General features: G+C 57.3%; 14 protein-coding genes and 6 tRNA genes. 1 reads left to right on the top strand and 19 read right to left on the bottom strand.

What is annotated here, in order from left to right; translation table 11 throughout:
* Window positions 1-32: 32 nt before the first annotated feature.
* From lon to ACIQ0Q_RS00770, 19 genes are all read right to left on the bottom strand, one after another.
* Window positions 33-2,495, bottom strand: coding sequence for an endopeptidase La (gene lon / locus ACIQ0Q_RS00680; protein ID WP_395771029.1), 2,463 nt, complete (start codon window positions 2,493-2,495; stop codon window positions 33-35).
* Window positions 2,496-2,624: 129 nt separating this feature from the next.
* Window positions 2,625-3,908 (bottom strand): ATP-dependent Clp protease ATP-binding subunit ClpX, encoded by a 1,284-nt coding sequence (clpX, locus tag ACIQ0Q_RS00685; RefSeq protein ID WP_297798907.1) that lies wholly within the window; start codon window positions 3,906-3,908, stop codon window positions 2,625-2,627.
* A gap of 77 nt (window positions 3,909-3,985) precedes the next feature.
* Window positions 3,986-4,609 (bottom strand): ATP-dependent Clp endopeptidase proteolytic subunit ClpP, encoded by a 624-nt coding sequence (gene clpP / locus ACIQ0Q_RS00690; RefSeq protein WP_395771030.1) that lies wholly within the window; start codon window positions 4,607-4,609, stop codon window positions 3,986-3,988.
* Between the two features lie 36 nt (window positions 4,610-4,645).
* Window positions 4,646-5,944: a trigger factor gene (gene tig, locus ACIQ0Q_RS00695; RefSeq protein WP_395771031.1), complete on the bottom strand. Its 1,299-nt coding sequence runs from the start codon at window positions 5,942-5,944 to the stop codon at window positions 4,646-4,648.
* An 87-nt stretch (window positions 5,945-6,031) separates the two neighbouring features.
* Window positions 6,032-6,116 (bottom strand) — tRNA-Leu (locus ACIQ0Q_RS00700).
* A gap of 125 nt (window positions 6,117-6,241) precedes the next feature.
* A tRNA-His gene (locus ACIQ0Q_RS00705) sits at window positions 6,242-6,318 on the bottom strand.
* A gap of 12 nt (window positions 6,319-6,330) precedes the next feature.
* Window positions 6,331-6,407, bottom strand: a tRNA-Arg gene (locus tag ACIQ0Q_RS00710).
* Window positions 6,408-6,463: 56 nt separating this feature from the next.
* Window positions 6,464-6,540 (bottom strand) — tRNA-Pro (locus ACIQ0Q_RS00715).
* Between the two features lie 15 nt (window positions 6,541-6,555).
* Window positions 6,556-6,632, bottom strand: a tRNA-Arg gene (locus tag ACIQ0Q_RS00720).
* Between the two features lie 97 nt (window positions 6,633-6,729).
* Window positions 6,730-7,542 carry a copper resistance protein B gene (locus tag ACIQ0Q_RS00725; RefSeq protein ID WP_395771032.1) on the bottom strand — a complete coding sequence of 271 codons (813 nt, stop codon included), beginning with the start codon at window positions 7,540-7,542 and terminating at the stop codon, window positions 6,730-6,732.
* Window positions 7,539-9,308 carry a copper resistance system multicopper oxidase gene (locus ACIQ0Q_RS00730; protein WP_395771033.1) on the bottom strand — a complete coding sequence of 590 codons (1,770 nt, stop codon included), beginning with the start codon at window positions 9,306-9,308 and terminating at the stop codon, window positions 7,539-7,541. Before ACIQ0Q_RS00730 ends, ACIQ0Q_RS00725 begins: the two co-directional genes overlap by 4 nt.
* Window positions 9,309-9,423: 115 nt before the next feature.
* A tRNA-Ser gene (locus ACIQ0Q_RS00735) sits at window positions 9,424-9,516 on the bottom strand.
* A gap of 65 nt (window positions 9,517-9,581) precedes the next feature.
* Window positions 9,582-9,776 carry a carbon storage regulator CsrA gene (gene csrA, locus ACIQ0Q_RS00740; protein ID WP_395771034.1) on the bottom strand — a complete coding sequence of 65 codons (195 nt, stop codon included), beginning with the start codon at window positions 9,774-9,776 and terminating at the stop codon, window positions 9,582-9,584.
* Between the two features lie 81 nt (window positions 9,777-9,857).
* Window positions 9,858-12,524 carry an alanine--tRNA ligase gene (gene alaS, locus ACIQ0Q_RS00745; protein ID WP_395771035.1) on the bottom strand — a complete coding sequence of 889 codons (2,667 nt, stop codon included), beginning with the start codon at window positions 12,522-12,524 and terminating at the stop codon, window positions 9,858-9,860.
* 72 nt (window positions 12,525-12,596) lie between these two features.
* Window positions 12,597-13,088: a regulatory protein RecX gene (locus ACIQ0Q_RS00750; protein ID WP_395771036.1), complete on the bottom strand. Its 492-nt coding sequence runs from the start codon at window positions 13,086-13,088 to the stop codon at window positions 12,597-12,599.
* Window positions 13,088-14,119, bottom strand: coding sequence for a recombinase RecA (recA, locus tag ACIQ0Q_RS00755; RefSeq protein ID WP_395771037.1), 1,032 nt, complete (start codon window positions 14,117-14,119; stop codon window positions 13,088-13,090). Before recA ends, ACIQ0Q_RS00750 begins: the two co-directional genes overlap by 1 nt.
* Window positions 14,120-14,268: 149 nt before the next feature.
* Window positions 14,269-14,925 (bottom strand): transcriptional repressor LexA, encoded by a 657-nt coding sequence (gene lexA / locus ACIQ0Q_RS00760; RefSeq protein WP_395771038.1) that lies wholly within the window; start codon window positions 14,923-14,925, stop codon window positions 14,269-14,271.
* 157 nt (window positions 14,926-15,082) lie between these two features.
* Window positions 15,083-16,936, bottom strand: a complete 1,854-nt coding sequence (locus tag ACIQ0Q_RS00765) for a glycoside hydrolase family 13 protein (RefSeq protein WP_395771039.1) — start codon at window positions 16,934-16,936, stop codon at window positions 15,083-15,085.
* A gap of 55 nt (window positions 16,937-16,991) precedes the next feature.
* Window positions 16,992-17,498: a CinA family protein gene (locus tag ACIQ0Q_RS00770; protein ID WP_395771040.1), complete on the bottom strand. Its 507-nt coding sequence runs from the start codon at window positions 17,496-17,498 to the stop codon at window positions 16,992-16,994.
* A gap of 50 nt (window positions 17,499-17,548) precedes the next feature.
* On the opposite strand from ACIQ0Q_RS00770, the gene mutS reads away from it, so the two are divergent.
* A complete protein-coding gene (gene mutS / locus ACIQ0Q_RS00775) occupies window positions 17,549-20,128 on the top strand; it encodes a DNA mismatch repair protein MutS (protein ID WP_395771041.1) in 2,580 nt (859 codons plus the stop codon).

The raw sequence follows: 20,128 nt of genomic DNA on the forward strand, positions 1-20,128 counted from the left end.
TTATTTGCAGGCTTTGCAGGGTTTTTTGTGACTTAGTGCGGACGCACGCCGGATTGCGATTGTTTTGAACGCGATTTCGCGATCTTTTTCTTGACAGCAGGGACTTTCTGCGGTTCCGAAAGCGGCTTGACCAGGGCAATATCGAGCACCTGATCGATCCACTTGACCGGAATGATTTCCAGGCCGCGGGTGACGTTCTCGGGGATATCGGCCAGATCCTTGCGGTTCTCTTCAGGAATGAGAACCGTGCGGATGCCGCCACGCAGCGCAGCCAGAAGCTTTTCCTTCAATCCACCGATTGGCAAGACACGGCCGCGCAATGTGATTTCACCGGTCATGGCGACATCGGCGCGAACCGGCACTTTCGACAACGCAGAAACCAAAGCGGTCACCATGGCGATACCCGCACTCGGTCCGTCTTTCGGAGTCGCGCCTTCGGGAACATGCACGTGGGTATCGAACTTGTTGTGGAAATCAACATCCAGTCCGAGCTGCAGACTGCGTGCGCGCACGACCGTGTAGGCGGCTTTTACGGATTCCTGCATCACATCACCGAGTTGACCGGTCAGTATCAGCTGACCCTTACCCGGCATGAGTGTTGCTTCAATTTGCAGCAGTTCGCCGCCAACCTCGGTCCACGCAAGTCCGGTGACCAGCCCGATTTCGCTCTGTTCTTCGGCACGGCCGAAATCAAACCGGCGCACGCCGAGATAGCGGCCGAGATTGGCTGATCCGACCTTCTTCAGTGCTGCAACTTTTGAGGGCTTGGTCTTGCCAGCGGCTTTCGATTTCTTGGCAGGCCCCGCCAGCGCGATTTCCTTGACCACCTTGCGGCAGATTTTCGCCAGTTCACGCTCGAGCGAGCGCACGCCGGATTCGCGCGTGTAATAGCGCACGATGTCGCGAACTGCTTCGGAGTCGACCCGCAGCTCGCCGTCCTTGAGTCCGCTTGCTTTCAACTGCTTCGGAAGCAGGTAACGCGAGGCGATGTTGAGCTTTTCATCTTCGGTATATCCCGGGATGCGGATAACCTCCATGCGGTCAAGCAGCGGCCCCGGAATATTCATGGAATTCGATGTACAGATGAACATGACCTCGGACAGATCCAGGTCGACTTCCAGATAATGATCGTTGAAATTATGGTTCTGCTCGGGGTCAAGCACCTCAAGCAGCGCGGCCGCCGGATCGCCGCGGAAATCGTTGCTCATTTTGTCGATTTCATCGAGCACGAATAACGGGTTTCGGCTTTCGACCTTGTTGAGGTTCTGTACGATGCGGCCGGGCATTGAGCCGATGTAGGTCCGGCGATGACCCCGGATTTCGGCCTCATCGCGGACGCCGCCGAGCGCCATCCGAACGAATTTTCGGTTGGTGGCTTTGGCGATGCTTTGGCCCAGCGAGGTCTTGCCGACACCCGGAGGGCCGACCAGACAGAGAATCGGGCCTTTCATTTTCTGGACACGGGCCTGTACCGCCAGGTATTCCAGTATCCGGTCTTTGACCTTTTCCAACCCGTAGTGGTCTTCATCGAGCACCTGTTGGGCAAGCTTGAGGTCCTTGCGTACTTTGGTACGCTTTTCCCAGGGCACGCCGACCAACCACTCGAGGTAATTGCGGACCACGGAAGCCTCCGCGGACATCGGCGACATCTGCTTGAGTTTATTGAGCTCGTTTTTGGCTTTGGACTCAACCGCTTTCGGCATTTTCGCTTCGGCAATCTTACGGACCAGCTCTTCAAGCTCATTGGGTGCATCTTCGGAATCACCGAGCTCCTTCTGGATGGCTTTCATCTGCTCGTTGAGGTAATACTCGCGCTGACTTTTCTCCATCTGCGTTTTCACGCGCGAACGGATGCGTTTTTCGATGTGCTGGACATCGATCTCGCCTTCGACAAGACCGATCAGCATTTCAAGGCGAGCATCCGGCGAAACCGTCTCCAGCAGCCGCTGCTTGTCAGCAAGGCGCACGCTCAGATGCGCCGCTACCGTATCGGCGAAGCGGCTCGGATCATCAATGCCGGCGAGCGTCGCCAGCAACTCGGGGGGTAGTTTACGGTTTGATTTCACATACTGCTCGAACAGATTGAGCAGACTACGTTGCGCCACTTCCGCCTCGCGCGCGTCTTTTACAGCATCACTTTCGAGCGATACCGTGTTCGCCATCAGGGTGTCGTCGTTCAAGGCAATACCTGATGCCCGGACACGCTGCAATCCTTCGACCAACACCTTGATGGTTCCGTCCGGGAGTTTGAGCAACTGGATGACCGTGGCAACGGTGCCGATATCATAGAGATCCTCAGCCTTTGGGTCGTCGATGTCTGGACTGCGCTGGGCCAATAGCACTATCTGCTTGTCGGCAGTTTCCATTGCCAGCTCAAGCGCCTTCATTGAACGCTCGCGACCAACGAAAAGCGGAATCACCATATTGGGATACACCACCACATCGCGCAGGGGAAGCACGGGCAGAAGGGTAGCGTTTGCCAGTTTTTTATCCATATCAGCTCCAATGCGGAAATTCCCGCCATGCTTCCTTTATGGGGCTTTTCCGGGCATCTTGCAAGTGCATCTAAGCAAAAAAAACGGAGCCGCCAGACTCCGTTTCGTTTCCATGCCGTCGGGTCTGATTTATTCCCCGGAAGCGGCTTTCGGTGCGCTGCTGTTCGAGTAAATCAGGTAGGGCTCGGCCTGATGGTTAATGACCGACTCGTCGACCACGACCTTGCTGACATTCTCCAAGGACGGCAATTCGTACATGGTATCGAGCAGGACCGACTCCAGAATGGTGCGCAGACCTCGGGCGCCGGTTTTGCGCTTCATCGCCTTCTGGGCCACCGCGGCATAGGCATCCGGCCGAATTTCCAGCTCGACGCCTTCCATTTCAAACAGTTTCTTGAATTGCTTGCTGATGGCATTCTTCGGCTCGGTCAAAATCTTGACCAGAGCGGCCTCGTCGAGCTCTTCAAGCGTAGCGACCACAGGAAGACGGCCGACGAACTCGGGAATCAGACCGAACTTGATCAGATCCTCCGGCTCGACGTCATGCAGCAGTTTGGAAAGGTCCATCTTGCGCTCGGACGACTTGACCTTGGCGCCGAAACCGATGCCGCCGGATTCGGTGCTGCGCTGCTGGATGATCTTGTCGAGACCGGCGAACGCCCCGCCGCAGATGAACAGCATGTTCTTGGTATCGACCTGCAGAAATTCCTGCTGTGGATGTTTGCGACCGCCTTGTGGCGGTACCGATGCGACGGTACCCTCAATCAGCTTCAGCAATGCCTGCTGCACGCCTTCGCCGGAAACATCGCGTGTAATCGAGGTGTTTTCCGACTTGCGTGAAATCTTATCGATCTCATCAATGTAGACAATGCCGGACTGCGCTTTTTCGACATCGTAATCACACTTCTGCAGTAATTTCTGGATGATGTTCTCGACATCCTCACCGACATACCCTGCCTCGGTCAAAGTCGTGGCATCGGCGATGGTGAACGGCACGTTGAGCAATCGGGCCAGTGTTTCGGCAAGCAGGGTCTTACCCGATCCGGTCGGACCAATCAGAAGAATGTTGGATTTGGACAGCTCGATATCGTCGTTTTTAGCGCGCGATTCGATACGTTTGTAGTGATTGTATACGGCCACGGACAGCGTTTTTTTGGCGCGCGGCTGGCCGATGACGTACTGATCCAAGACCTCGAGGATTTCCTTCGGTTTCGGCAGATGGCTGCGTGCCGATCCGGCTTTTTCCTGAAGCTCTTCGCGGATAATGTCATTGCAGAGCGCCACGCATTCATCGCAGATAAACACGCTCGGGCCGGCAATCAGCTTGGTGACTTCATGCTGGCTCTTGCCGCAGAACGAGCAATACAGGATTTTGGTGGTATCACCAGAGCGGGTTTTACGGTCGTCGGTCATAGGTCTGTGTTCGGCAGAGGACACTCGCTCTGAGCATATCACAAGCGACTCAGGGGCAAGGTACCCGAAAAAAGGGATCAGGCCGGCTGGATGCTGTCTGACGGACGTCGATCGATGACGGCGTCGACGACACCGTAGGCTTTGGCTTCTTCGGCCGCCATGAAGTAGTCGCGCTCGACATCAAGCTCAATTTTTTCAATGGCTTGACCGGTATTGGCGGCCAGTTCGGCGTTCAGGCGTGAACGCAAATACAGGATTTCCTTAGCCTGAATGGCGATATCACTGGCCTGGCCTTGGGTGCCACCGGAGGGCTGGTGAATCATCACGCGTGAATTCGGCAAAATGTAGCGCTTGCCCTTGGCGCCAGCAGCCAGCAGGAACGAACCCATCGAGCAGGCCTGACCGACGCAGATGGTCGAAACATCCGGCTTGATGAAACGCATAGTGTCGTAAATCGCCAATCCCGCAGTGACCACGCCACCGGGCGAGTTGATGTAAAGGCTGATGTCTTTTTCCGGGTTATCGGCTTCCAGAAACAGCAGCTGGGCGACCACGACATTGGCCATGTAGTCGTCGATGGGGCCGACCAGGAAAATCACGCGCTCTTTCAGCAGGCGTGAGTAGATGTCGAACGAACGTTCGCCGCGCGGGGTCTGCTCGACCACCATGGGAATCAGGTTGAGTCCTTCGGTAACGGCCATGACGATCTCCTTCAAATGCGCAGTGGTAGGGTAAGATTAAACCGGACGCATCGCTTCGGTAAACGAAAGTTCCTGACCGGTCGATTGTGCGCGCTCGGCGACCCAGTCGATGACCTGCTCTTCCATCACGCGGTTCTGCAGCCCTGACATTAAGTTGGGGTCGTTTCGGTACAATTCAATGACCTGCTTTGGCTCTTCGTAGGTCGAAGCAATCAGCGACAGAGTTTCCTTGACACGGTTGAAATCCAGCTGCAACCCGTTCTGGCGTGCGATTTCACCGACCAAAAGACCGGCGGCAGTGCGGTTGCGTGCCGGTACCATGAACTGATCAAACGGATAAACCGCATCGATCTGCCCCTGCTGACGGGCTTGCTCTTGGGCATTGGCAGCCAGTTTGCGGGCTTCCTGTTCGATCATCTTCACAGGCAGTTCGACATGGCTGTAGGCAGCGACCAGTTTCTGGGCGACTTCGGCACGCAGGCGGCTCATCAACATGCCTTTCAGTTCACGCTCTAGATTGGCGCGCACTTCATTGCGGAACACTTCCAGCTTGCCGTTCTTGACACCAAAACTCTTGACGAAGGCCTGGTCGGCTTCCGGAATGCGCGGCTCGGAGACCTGGGTGGCTTTGATGGTGACTTTGGCGGCCTGGCCGGCCAGTGCCGGAACACGCCAGTCGGCGGGGAAAGTGATTTCCACAGAACGCTCATCAGCAGCGGTCATACCCGAAAGCTGGGCTTCCAATTCCGGGAACATCACGCCCGAACCGATCACGGTAGCGCCCTTTTCGGCCCCTTCTTCTGGCACGCGTGCCGAAGCGGTACTGGCGAAGGTTTCCACGGCAACCAGATCGCCCACCTGGGCGGCGCGGCTGACCGGTTCCCAGGTACGGCGTTGCTGGCGCAGGGTATCAATCATGTGGTCGATATCGGCGTCGGCAACCTTGGCGTGAACGCGAGTGATCTGCAGCTGGGTGACATCAATGCTGCCGAAATCGGGGACAATTTCGAAGGTTGCGGTATAGCGGATTTCATTTTCGGCTTCGGTCGGCTCGGCTTCGATGCTGGGCTGGCCGGCGATACGGACGTTTTCCTGACGCACGGCCTGATCGAAACTGGCACGGATTAGCTCACCGAAAGCTTCCGATCGGACCTGCGGACCGAAACGCTGTTCAATCACCTTGGTCGGCACTTTGCCCTTACGGAACCCTTTCAGATTGGCCTTGCTCGCCATATCGCGCAGCCGGCCGTCAATCACCGAGGACAGTCGATCGGCGGGAATGGAGACGGTCATCCGACGTTCAAGCGCGCTGGTGTTTTCGACTGAAATTTGCATTACAACTCCTACATGCGCATCGCGCAGCTAAAAATGAAAAAACCCGCGGGAAGCGGGCTTGACGACTGAAGCACCCTTCCATGCAGATGGTGCGAAAGGAGAGACTCGAACTCTCACGGGTTGCCCCACTGGAACCTAAATCCAGGGCGTCTACCAATTCCGCCACTTTCGCATGGACCGAGCAGATGATACGGATGTTGGACGGCTTGAGTTCCCGGGCAGCCGGGGCTCGCAAAGCGCAGACCTACACCGTTTCGTTACAACAACGGACTGCCGCTATTATGCCGTAATTTGAACTGGGGTGGAAGACGGGATTTGAACCCGCGACCCTCGGAATCACAATCCGATGCTCTAACCAACTGAGCTACATCCACCACTGAAGAAACTGGCGCGCCCGGAGGGACTCGAACCCCCAACCAACGGAGTAGAAGTCCGTTGCTCTATCCAGTTGAGCTACAGGCGCTCAAGGGGATTCTGCACCACGATAGGGTTTCAGGGAAGCCTTTTCGTGCATCAGATTGGTCGGGGTTGAGGGATTCGAACCCCCGACCCTCTGGTCCCAAACCAGATGCGCTACCAGACTGCGCTAAACCCCGACGGGCTGATAAAAATGGCGCGCCCGGAGAGATTCGAACTCCCGACCTACAAGTTCGTAGCCTGTTGCTCTATCCAGCTGAGCTACGGGCGCGCTGAGGGATGAAATTATGAATGAAATCAGCTTTGCCGTCAACCGAAAATTCCATCAAGTCATCGGAGGTTAAGTCCGCGAAACCCGCATTCCGCCCTTAAAACCAGGCCCTGAGGCCCAGAACCAGCTGGTTTTCATGCCCCGGTCCGCCCTCCAAACGTTGCCAATCAGCGCTTTCTCCGAAATAACGGACATGGCTCCATCCGATGTAAGGCGCGAACTTCCGGTTGAATTCATAACGCAGACGCAGGCCGGCTTCGAGCGTATTCAGACCCTCTCCCAATCCGCGCTGCGGATCGGATTTTCCGTACAGCTCGGCTTCAAGCGCCGGCTGCAGTATCCAGCGTCCGCTCAGGAGCGTCTCGTACTCCGCACCGAGTCGCAGACCGTACTGTCCGTTCTGGCCAAGATAGGCGGTCGCCTCGATTTCAAATTTATAGGGAGCCAGCCCGATCAATCCGAAGGCCAAAAAGTCCTGGGAGCTCCCGGGATTTTCATCGTGACGCAGTCCTACGACCGCATCCCACCAGGGCGAAACCGCGCGACCGTAGAGCAACTCTAAATCAGCGGACTCGGTCTCGCCGGCCACCCGCTCTCCGGAACTGCGCAGCCAGAGCCGGTTGATGTCGGATCCGACCCATGCCTTGCCTTCCCACGCCATACCGGTGCCATGTTCGGCATCCCAGAATTCAAGCTTTTCCATCAACACTTTGCTTTGCCATTCCGGGGTATGCGCATGATCATGAGCCAACTTCGGAAATGCGGCGGCACGGTCGGCGTCGGTCACGGGCGGAATCGGTGTTTTCGGCGTATCCATGTTCCAGAAATCATCCGGTTCGGATTCCGTGGCCTCCTGCGCCATCGCCGGCAATGCGAGGATAAGGGATAAAATCAGCGCGAAGCGCATCATTCGACCACCCGCACTTCGCGCATCATGCCCGACTCCATGTGATACAGCAGGTGGCAGTGATAGGCCCAGCGGCCCAGGGCATCGGCACGCACCCGATAGCTGCGCTTGCTGCCGGGCGGCATGTCGATGGTGTGCTTGCGCACCATGAAGCCGCCCTTGTCGTCCTCCAGATCGCTCCAGAGTCCATGCAGGTGAATCGGGTGGGTCATCATGGTGTCATTGACAAGCACGATGCGGACGCGCTCGCCGTAATTCAGCTTGAGCGGCTCAGATCCAGCAAAGGGGATGCCATCGAACGACCAAGCGAATTTTTCCATGTGTCCGGTCAAGTGCAGTTCAATTTCGCGCTTCGGCCATCGCCCATCAGGATCTTCGAAACTGCTCTTCAGATCGGCGTAAGCAAGCACACGCCGGCCGTTGTCGCGCAGACCGATGCCCGGATCATCCAGTTTCGGCACCGGCGCCATGGTCTGCATGTCGACCAGAGGGTTGCCGGCCTCGCTCTCTGGATGGCGCTGCATGGTCTGCCCGCCATGATCCATTTCGGTCATAGATGCCATGTCATGGCCGCTGTGATCCATACCTTCATAGGAAGCGGCCTTGGGTGCTGCGCCGTGGGCGCCATGGTCCATGCCCCCATGCCCCATATCCTCCATGGTAAGAATCACCCGGGGGTCCGTTGCCGGAACCGGCGCACGCAGCCCCTCCCTCACCGCCAAAGTGCCGCTGACGAAGCCGGTCCGCCCCATGTCCTGCGCGAAAACAGTAAATGCGTCCTGCCCGGATGGTTCGACGATGACATCGAAGGTTTCAGCCACCGCGATACGGAACTCATCGACCGTGACCGGATGTACATTCTGCCCATCGGCGGCGACCACGGTCATTTTCAGGCCCGGAATGCGGACGTCGAAATAGGTCATCGCCGAGCCGTTGATGAAACGCAGGCGCACTTTCTCTCCCGGTTTGAACAAGCCGGTCCAGTTGCCCAAGCCGGTGGTTCCGTTCATCAGGTAGGTGTAGGTGTTGGCATTGACGTCGGAGAGGTCGGTCGGGGTCATCCGCATGCGTCCCCAAGCGCCGCGATCATCCAAAGTTCCGGCAAGCCCTTGCTTCTCGGTATCGCGCAGGAAGTCGGAAACGGTGCGCTTGCCATAATTGTCGTAACTTGACATCTGCTTGAGACGCTTGAAAAGGTCCGCAGGCGACAGGTCGGTCCAGTCGCTGAGCAGCACGGTATAGTCGCGGTCATAGCGGAACGGTTCGGGTTCAAGCGGTTCGACAATCAAGGCGCCATAGAGACCGGCCTGCTCCTGGAACCCGGAGTGGCTGTGATACCAGTAGGTGCCGGATTGTTTGAGCTGGAAACGGTAAAGCCACGACTCACCACGATGAATGCCATCGAAACTCATGCCCGGCACGCCGTCCATATTGGCCGGCAGCAAAATGCCATGCCAGTGAATCGAAGTGGTGTCGCCGAACAGGGACCCGCGCGGCAACAGATTGTCGACGCGCACGGTAACCGTATCGCCTTCACGCCAGCGTATTTCGGGGGCCGGCAGGCTGTCGTTGACGACCACTGCCGTTCGGGATTTTCCGGTGAAATTGACCGGCATCTCGCCGATGCGCAGATGCAGATCGGTGCTGCGCAGTATCGGGGCGCCTTGCCCTGCGCGCGCCGACACTGGCCAGGCGCCGAAACCGGCCATAATTCCGCCGGCTGCAAGACCCTGCACAAAACGACGACGGCTTGGATCGAGGGAGGACATACTGTTGACGGTAAGCGATGATGGAGAACCATCATAACGCCGCAAGCAAGGGCCATGAGTCCAATTGATGTGAATATCGCAAGAAAAAACCACCCGCAAGGGTGGTTTCGTAATTTGGCGGAGAGAGAGGGATTCGAACCCTCGATAAGGCTTTTGACCCTATACTCCCTTAGCAGGGGAGCCCCTTCAGCCTCTCGGGCATCTCTCCGGGGTCTGAAACGGCAAGGCCGCACAGGTTGACCATGATACGGCTTTTGGCCGTTCCGGTAAACCTCAATCTGCTTTCGGTTCGGTGTTATCGGCGGAATCCCGGCCGATTTTCTGGTAAATCTCCTCCCGATGCACGCCGACATCCTTGGGCGCAGTGATGCCCAGACGGACCTGATTGCCTTTGACGCCGAGCACGGTCACGGTAATTTCATCACCGATCATCAGCGTTTCTCCGACACGTCGGGTCAGGATTAACATGGACCTACTCCTTTTGTCGCGCAACCATATTCCATTGTCGCAAGCAAATCCTAGACCACATTCGGGCCAAGGGCAAATGACTCAGGCTAAACGGCCGGCCAACCATTCATCCAGCTCGGCCATGGCCTTGAGCAGCGCCGGACCATCCTCGCCGCCACCTTGGGCAAAATCCGCACGGCCACCGCCTTTGCCGCCGATTTGGCCGGCAATATGTGCCAACACATCACCGGCCTTCAGCTTGGCCTGCGCCCTGCCCTGCACGCCGGCAACGAGTGACGCTTTGCCATCCTGCGCGGCAGCCAGAACAATGACCGAATCCGGAAGTTGAACCTTGAGATTGTCGACCAGTTCCCGGAGCCCTTTGGGATCGCCACTTTCGATACGGAGCTTAACAAGCTTAATGCCGGAAATCTCGGTCGCCCGAGCGGCCAATTCAGCGCTCTGACCGGATGTCGCCTTGGCCTTAAAAGCATCCAGCGCCTGCTCGAGCTTCTTTTGACGATCAAGTAGCTGGTTCAGTTTATCGAGGACATCATGGCCTCGGGCTCCGATAAGGTCCGAGGCTTTCTGCAATAGCGATTCGCTGTGTTTGTACGCCGCCACGGCATGGGCGCCCGTGGTCGCCTCAATCCGCCGGACGCCGGCGGCCACGCCGGCCTCGCTCAGGATCTTGAAAACGCCAATATCACCGGTGCGGTGGACATGGGTACCGCCACAGAGCTCGGTGGAGAAATCACCCATGCGAAGAACACGCACGCGCTCACCGTATTTTTCACCAAACAGTGCCATCGCGCCAAAATCGAGGGCTTCCTGCATGTCCATATGGTGGACCTCGGCTTCGGCATTATGGCGGATTTCGGCATTGACCAGATCTTCGATACGTTGCAGCTGCTCGGCCGTGAGCGCCTGGAAGTGGGAAAAATCGAAGCGCGTGCGCTCCGGCGTCACCAGTGATCCCTTCTGGCTGACATGCTCGCCGAGCACATTGCGCAGTGCCGCATGCAATAGGTGGGTCGCCGAGTGATTGATGACTGTCGACTGTCGGCGGTCGGCATCGACACGGGCGGAAAGCTTTTCACCGATGGTGATTCGAGCATTCTCAAGCACCCCGACATGACCATGGAAGATGGCAGACAGTTTCTGAGTGTCTTCGACCGAGAAACGCACACCGGTGGAGCTGCAAAGCACGCCGGCATCACCGACCTGACCGCCAGATTCAGCATAAAACGGCGTTTTATCGAGCAGAACAATTCCGCGTTGCCCAGATTCAAGTGCCGCAACCGGATTGCCGTCACGGAGCAGTGCTACCACGCGGCAGCCATCGCATTCGAGCTTTTCGTAGCCCTTGAATTCAGTGGCATGCAGACTAGTGACCAACTCGGCGGGCAGGCCAAGCGTTCCGGCGAACTTGCTAGCGCCGCGGGCACGTTCCCGTTGCTGATCCATCAGGGTTTCGTAATGTTCCATCGCATCCGGCGCCGGGTCTAGGCCACGCTCCCGTAGGATATCGATGATCAGATCGGGTGGACAGCCGAAAGTATCATGCAACAGGAACAACTGTTCGCCACTGACGGCACTGTCACCTTCAGCCAGCATGCCGTCCAGACGGATCATACCGGCATCGAGTGTGGTCGCGAAGGCCGCTTCTTCGGCTTTCAGTGCCTGCTCGATCAGTGCACGTTTGCTTTCCAGTTCCGGATAGGCGCCGGCCATTTTCTCGGCCAAGGGCTGCAGCATGCGCCAGAACAGGCCTTCGGGACGCAGAGCACCAAGCTTCCAGATGTGGCGGACAGCACGCCGGATGATGCGCCGCAACACGTAACCGCGACCTTCATTGGATGGCAATACACCATCGACAATCAGGAAACTACAGGCACGGATATGATCAGCGATGACCCGAAGTGATTTGTTGCCGAGATCAACGGTGCCGGTCATCGCGGCTGCCGAGCGAATCAGGTGATCGAACAAGTCGATTTCATAGTTGCTGTGGACATGCTGCAGCACCGCAGCAATGCGCTCAAGTCCCATGCCAGTATCCACGCAAGGGGCCGGAAGTGGCAGCAAGGTGCCATCTGGCTGCCGATCGAATTGCATGAACACGTTGTTCCAGATTTCGATGAAACGATCGCCGTCTTCATCCGGAGAGCCCGGGGGACCGCCAGCAATATGGTCGCCATGATCATAAAAAATCTCGGTGCAGGGCCCGCAAGGCCCGGTATCAGCCATCTGCCAGAAGTTGTCAGAAGCGAACGGAGCGCCCTTGTTATCCCCGATTCGGATAATCCGCGAAGCCGGCAGACCGATCTGCGTATGCCAGATGGCATAAGCCTCGTCGTCGCTATGGTAGATGGTCACCAACAGGCGGTCTTTAGGCAGCTTCCAGACTTCGGTCAGCAGCTCCCAGGCGTAGTGAATGGCATCTTTTTTGAAGTAATCCCCGAAACTGAAGTTCCCCAGCATTTCAAAGAAAGTGTGATGGCGGGCGGTGTAGCCGACCTGGTCAAGGTCATTGTGTTTGCCGCCGGCCCGCACGCAGCGTTGCGAACTGACGGCACGGGTGTAACTGCGCTTCTCGGCACCGAGGAACACATCCTTGAACTGCACCATGCCGGCATTGGTGAACAACAGAGTCGGATCATTACCTGGAACCAGCGGGCTGCTGGGCACTACGGCATGGCCTTTACTGGCAAAGAAATCGAGGAAATCCTGGCGAATCTGCGCACTCGAGCGCGACGTCATCTGTGTCATGGTCAACCTGAAGCGTAGATGCGGCACCAAATGCGCCGCTACGCTTTGATTTTAAACCATTTGCATCCGATTTTAGGGACTTTCGTCGATTAAATCCGGCGATACCGGCCATTCACGTATTTTAACGGCGGTAAAAGCGGTTTTTTGGTCAAATCCCCGACGCAGCAGAAAATCAACGGCTTTTCGGCTTTGTGCCGGATCAGCCTGGATTTTTCGGAGATAGCGTCTTGCCACCAGACCCTGTGCGGTCTCCAGCCAGTCTTCGGACAAGGACGCCATTGTTTCCGCAATCACCTCGGCATCAAGGCTGTGTTGTGCCAATTCGGCCCGGATCCGGACGGGGCCGTATCCCGCTGCCTGGCGGGACCGGGCCAAAGCCATTGAAAACCGGGCATCGTTCTGAAAGTCCTGCCGGGACAGCGATTCCAGTGCCGTATCGATCTCATCCGACTCTTTTCCCCGCTGCCGGAGCTTCTGTTTCAACTCACGACGTGAATGCTCGCGCCGAACCAGCAGGCCCATGGCCTGCTGGTAAGCGGGGAGATCCGAGGTTTTTCTCCGCATCAGGCTTCGATATCTTCAATCGGCTTCTTCGGCACGATGACCGGCTTAAGCTTTTCCTTGATTTTAGCTTCAAGCTCAAGGGCCATCTTCGGATTGTCTTTCAGATACTGGCGGGCATTTTCTTTACCCTGTCCGATGCGTTCACCGAGCGCGCTGTACCAGGCGCCCGATTTTTCAACGAACTTGGCATCAACGCCCAGATCGAGAATTTCGCCTTCGCGGGAAATGCCCTCGCCATACAGGATTTCGGTAATGACCTGTTTGAAAGGCGGGGCCATTTTATTCTTGACCACCTTGATTCGGGTCTCATTGCCGATAATTTCATCGCCCTTTTTGACCGCACCGATACGTCGGATATCCAGACGCACCGAGGCGTAGAATTTCAGGGCATTGCCGCCGGTGGTGGTTTCCGGATTCTGGCCCGGCATCATCATGCCGATTTTCATGCGCAGCTGGTTGATGAAAATGACCATGCAATTGCTTCGCTTGATGTTGCCGGTTAGCTTGCGCAGTGCCTGGCTCATCAGTCGGGCCTGAAGCCCAACCTGCATTTCACCCATTTCGCCTTCGATCTCGGCGCGTGGCGTGAGCGCGGCGACCGAGTCGACCACGACCATGTCGACGGCGTTCGAACGCACCAGCATGTCAACGATTTCCAAGGCCTGTTCACCGGTGTCCGGCTGCGAAATCAAGAGGTCATCCACATTGACGCCGAGCTTCTGGGCATAGCCCGGATCCAAGGCGTGTTCGGCATCGACGAAGGCCGCTGTTCCACCGGCTTTCTGGCATTGTGCGATGGTCTGCAAGGTCAGCGTGGTTTTGCCGGAAGATTCCGGACCGTAAATTTCAACCACACGCCCTTTTGGCAGACCACCAATTCCCAGTGCGAGATCAAGCATGATCGAACCGGTACCGATCACTTCGGCCGCTTCGATGCTCTTATCGCCCATCAGCATCACGGTACCTTTGCCGAATTGTTTATCGATCTGGGCCAAGGCCGCAGCCAGCGCGCGTTTTTTGTTCTCATCCATCGTCGGTTCCTCAGGGTTGTTTCGTTGGGGTAGTTGAATCATAAAAGACGGCTGTCGCAGAACTTGAGACTGCCGCGAAACCAGTGTGGCCCGGGTTCGCTTTCATGGCAGTCAAACAATGGCGTCGACAGGCGTCAGAATAAACATGCTCATTTTCCGGTAGGCCGGATCAGTCCACAGTAAAGGCCTTCGATAGCGAAATCCTGGTCCGGGCGGACGTCAATCGGCTGGAAATCCGGGTTGCGAGGCAGGAGGCGGATGCCATGCTTGCCGATTTTCAGGCGCTTGATGGTGATTTCATCATCAATGCGAGCGACGACGATTTGGTCAGAAAGCGCCTGCTGGGTGCGATGAATGCCGACCAGATCGCCGTCGAAAATGCCGTCATCGCGCATGGAGTCGCCTTTCACTTTCAGCAGATAATCCGGGGCCGGGGAGAAAAACGCCCGATCCAGCAGCACGAAGTCGTCGGACGGGATATCGGCGCCGATGGGCAGACCGGCCGCCACCCGCCCCAATACAGGCAGACGCAGAGCATCGCCGGCCGATTCCACCCGGGTTCGAGGCAGGGGAATCTCCACATCCTCATCGGATTGCGGGTGGCACAGGCGGATGCCGCGCGCCTGACCGGGCAGGCGGCGAATGTATCCGGCTTGTTCGAGAATATCTAAATGGTATTGGGCGGCGCGAACGCCGCGGAAACCGAGTGCGTTGGCAATTTCGGTCTGTGAGGGCGGCACACCCTGTTCATCGATGCACTGAGCGATGAAGGTGAGTATGGCTTGTTGGTTGTCAGAAATGTTCATTAGTAGTAATACTACTAACTAAATTCGGCCTGTCAAGCCCTTTTCAATAATAATTCCTGATACAGTCCCAAGCATTTGATTCAATAGGAATATTAACCAAGGGATGGCGCCTAAGGAAACGATAAAGGGCTTGGTAGTTCAACGCCATACAGGGCATTCATCGCAACCGGGTAGCGCGTAAAACCGCCGCCTGCTTGGCCGGCACGGTGAACTCCACCTCTGGGCGCTGGCCCGCATAGATCCGGTCATTGAGCAGATCCCGGAACTCATCGAAATCCGAGCGCGGTAAGCGCACGCGTCGTTCGCTGGTTGAATTGTTCAGAATCACCCAGAGTACTTCGCCGCCGGCCTGCCGTTCATAGGCGAACACCTCGTCGCTATTGTCGGCCAGCAGGGTCCGGTAACTGCCGATGCGTAGGGCCGGATGGGCATTTCGGATGCCGATCAGCTTCCTGTAGAAAGCGTGCAATTCCAGATTCTGCACCACCGTATCGGCCTCGGATTCTGATCGCAGGTTCTGCCGGGGCAGCACACGCTCTTTGTCATAGACGATGTCCGGCCAGATCATCGGCTTGCGGTCGTCCGGATCATTGCCGCCCCACATGCCCACTTCATCGCCGTAATACACCATCGGCGCACCGACGTAGGTCATCTGCAGGACCACGAACAGTTTCTGCAGCTGCAGTTCCGAAGCATTCGGTTTGCGAACGTTGAATTCGGGATTATTGATCGGCTGCGACATCTGGAACCATTTCCCCCAGTCGCGGAAGTTACCGAGCCATCGGTTGACGATGTAGGACCCAATGCGATTGGTATCGTGACTTCCAAACAGGTTCTGGTTCACATAGGCCACGCCCGGCGGATACATCGACCGTAACTCGGCCAGTTTACGGTCGAATTCACGGGCCGTAATGCGATATTTCCCCTCGTTGAACAGAAATTCGGCTGCAGTGAACGCGAAGTTGTAATGCATTTCGCCATCGAACTCGTCACCCTGCAGATAGGGCTTGACCACCTCGGGCGTATTGACGATTTCGGCAGTGAGATAGGCCTCCGGATTGATGGCCTTGACATGACGTCGCCAATCTTTCCAAAACGGATGCGCCACCATATAGGCCACATCAAGACGCCAGCCGTCGATGCCGTGCTGCACTCCCTTTCCTTTCGGATTCATCCAGCGCTCGGTAGCGGCATAGATGTAGGCTTTGGGACCGGGCACGATGCCTTTGGCGTCTTCGCGAAGCTCCGGCAGCGATTTGTTACCCCACCAACCCTCGTAATCGAAGGTGATGCCGGAGACCGGATCATCGAAATTCTTGATGGTGAACCAGTTCAGATACGGCGATTTGATCTTATTACGGCGGACATCCTGCAGGGCGAAGCTATTGAAGCCCATATGGTTGAACACGCCATCGAAAATGATGCGGATGCCGCGCTTATGGGCTTCAGCAATCAGCTTCAAGGCCAACTCATCAGCTTTGGTCCAGACCCAGGTTTTCGGGTCACCGGGATTTTCCTTGGCCATCAAGGCCCGGTCACCCTGCGGATCGGGTCCGAAATTCGGGTCGATATGGTGGTAATTGGCGCCATCGTACTTGTGACTTGAAGGCGCTTCGAATACAGGATTCAGGTAAATGGCTGTGATACCGAGGTCCTGCAGGTAATCGAGCTTGTCGATGATGCCCTGCAGATCGCCACCATAGCGTCGGCGTTGCATGTGTTTCCAGAGTTCCGGCTCGGCGTTGGCTTTTTCGTAATCCTGCAACTGGTACCAATCACTGCCCCAAGGATGCACTCGCCATTGTTTCGGCGGCTCCATCGGATCGGCGCCGGCGATATCGGCGACGGTCGGATCATTGCCCGGATCGCCATTACGGAAGCGCTCCGGGAAAATCTGGTACCACACGGCCGATTTGGCCCATTGCGGGACAAACTCGGCGGCGGGAATTGCTGATGCTTGAGCTGCTGCACTAGCGAGAAGAATGACCAAAAGCGGTTTGATTACACGCATTTCCTTAAGTCCTTGCTTGAGTATACAGGGCAAGCCGAGCGGCCAATAACGAAGACTACTTTATCAGTGGCATCAGTCCATGCAAGGCTACCGCCACCGTCTGCCGGCGCACGGCCTCGCGGTCACCCTCGAAATGGAATACTTCGGCACCCGGGTACTGTCCCCGCCGCTTCCAGGCGATCCAGACCGTGCCGACCGGCTTGCCCGGCAAGCCGCCGCCCGGGCCGGCAATACCGGTGACCGCAACGGCCAGATTGGCGCCGGAAGTAATGAGTGCGCCGGACACCATTTCCAGCGCCGTTTCCTTGCTGACCGCACCATGTTCCATCAGGGTTTCCGGACGCACGCGTAACAGGGCCTGCTTGGCCTCGTAACTATAGGCGGCCATGCCGCAGTCGAACCAGGCCGAACTGCCGGGGATGTCGGTCAGGATTTTGGCAATCCAGCCGCCGGTACAGCTTTCGGCGGTACACAGGGTCAGGTGCTCCGCCAACAAGCGGTCGCCGAGCTGCTTCGCGGCCTGCTGCAGGGCGGTATCGGATCCATCAACGAAAGCGTTCAAGCAGGGCCTGCCTCGGGTTAGACTATGGCCATAGCATAAGCGAAAACCCCATGTCTTCGAACGATTTCTCCCAGCACACGCCGCTCATGCGGCAGTTCTTCAGCGCCAAAGCCGAATACCCCGATGTGCTGCTGTTTTTTCGCATGGGCGATTTTTACGAACTGTTCTATGACGACGCCCGCAAAGCCGCTCGCCTGCTTGACATCACTCTGACCCAGCGTGGCCAAAGCGGCGGCAATGCCATTCCGATGGCGGGTGTGCCCTACCACGCCGCCGACGGTTATCTGGCGCGGCTTGTCGCACTCGGTGAATCGGTGGCCATCTGCGAGCAGATCGGCGACCCGGCCCTGGCCAAAGGTTTGGTCGAACGCAAAGTCGTACGCGTGATCACGCCCGGCACCTTGACTGATGAGGCCCTCTTGGATCACCGGCGCGAACAATTGCTGCTGGCGGTTTCGCAGACCAAACTGGGCTATGGACTGGCCTGGGCGGATGTCGCGGCCGGACGTTTCCAGCTCAGCTTTGCTGATGATGCCGAACAACTGGGCGCAGAACTGGCACGTTTGGATCCTGCTGAAATCCTGATTCCGGATAGCGACGAACTGGCCAATATCCTGAAAAGCAGCAAGGGCCTGCGCCGAAGGCCAGTGTGGTATTTCGATACCGAAACCGGCACCCGCCAGCTGCTGCAGTTTTTCAGTGTCGCAGACCTCAGCGGTTTCGGATTGAATGATGGATCACCGGCCAATGCTGCAGCCATTGCGGCCGCTGGGGCACTGCTCGGTTATCTGGAAGAGACCCAGAAGCAACGCCTGCCGCATCTGAGCTCGCTGCAATGGGAAGCCGCCGCCGACGCCATCGCCATGAACGCCGCCACCCGCCGGCATCTGGAGCTGGACGAACGCTTCGACGGCCAATCGCAGCACACTCTGCTGGGCGTACTCGACACGACTTGCAGCCCAATGGCCGGGCGTCTTCTGCGGCGCTGGCTGCACCGGCCACTGAGGGATTCGCAGATCATCCGTATGCGACATCAAGCGGTAGCAGAACTGATTGATCGGCAAATGATCGGGCCGCTAAGTGCCGTATTCCACGGCATCGGTGATCTGGAACGCATGCTGACCCGCATCGCCCTGCGTAGCGCGCGGCCTCGGGACCTGAGCGGACTGCGCGATGGATTGCTAAGGCTGCCCGAAATCGAAGCGATATTGCAGGCGGCCAATGCGCCACGTCTGTATGAATTATGCACCGCATTGGGTCGGCACCCGGATCTTGCAGCGCATCTGCAACAGGCGCTCATGCTACAGCCTGCGGTATTACTCCGCGATGGCGGAGTATTCGCCACCGGCTTTGATGCCGAACTGGATGAACTGCGCGTGCTTTCCACCAATGCCGATCAATTTCTCATTGATCTGGAGGTACGTGAGAAGGCCGCTACCGGTATTGCCACACTGAAAGTCGGTTATAACCGAGTGCATGGCTATTACATCGAAATCAGCAAAGGCCAGGCAGAAAAGGCGCCGGCGCACTACACGCGTCGGCAGACACTGACCGGTGCCGAGCGCTTCATTACCGAGGAACTAAAAGCTTTCGAAGACAAGGTGCTGTCGGCACGCGAACGCGCGCTGGCGCGGGAAAGGTTTCTCTACGAGCAGCTGCTCGACCGGCTTAACAACGACCTGCAGACCCTGAAAGCCTGCGCCCAGGCATTGGCTGAATGCGATGTGCTGACGGCATTCGCCGAACGCGCCGAGGCACTGAACTGGTGCCGTCCGCAGTTTTCGGATACCGATGGTATCCGCATCCGGCGCGGCAGGCATCCCGTCGTGGAACAGGTACGCGAACAGGCATTCGAACCGAACGATCTCATCCTTGGTGGCGAACAGCGCATGCTGCTGATTACCGGTCCGAACATGGGTGGCAAATCCACCTACATGCGGCAGAACGCACTGATCATCCTGCTCGCCTACATCGGCAGCTTCGTTCCAGCGGAATCTGCTGAAATCGGTCCGATTGACCGCATTCTGACCCGCATCGGTGCCGGAGATGATCTGGCGCGCGGACAGTCCACCTTCATGGTGGAAATGGCGGAAACCAGTTTCATCCTGCGTAACGCCAGCCCGCAGTCCTTCGTATTGATGGATGAAATCGGCCGTGGCACGTCAACCTATGATGGCCTGGCATTGGCGCAGGCCTGCGCAGAAGCGCTATGCGACGGCAACCGTGCCTACTGTCTGTTCGCCACTCATTACTTCGAACTGACCGCGCTGCCAGAAAGCCATGCCGGCATCCGCAATGTGCATCTGGACGCAGTGGAGCACGGCGATCAACTGGTCTTCATGCATGCAGTGAAAGACGGTCCCGCCAACCGAAGCTTCGGCCTGCAGGTGGCGTCATTGGCCGGCCTTCCCAAGCCGGTGCTTACGCGTGCCAAGCAAGTACTGATGAAATTAGAAAACAAACCGCAACAACCCCTGAGTCTGAATCCGCAGACCCTGGAGCAGCCGGCGCAAATCGGACTGTTCGTTGCCGAGGATGCCTTAGCCAATGCCGTCGACGCTTTGAGTCCGGATGAGCTGACGCCGAAGCAGGCGCTGGAGGCGCTATATCGTCTGAAGCAGCTGCGTTGA

It is taken from the genome of Arenimonas sp. (genome assembly GCF_044348765.1).
In the GTDB taxonomy this organism is placed as follows: Bacteria; Pseudomonadota; Gammaproteobacteria; order Xanthomonadales; family Xanthomonadaceae; genus Arenimonas.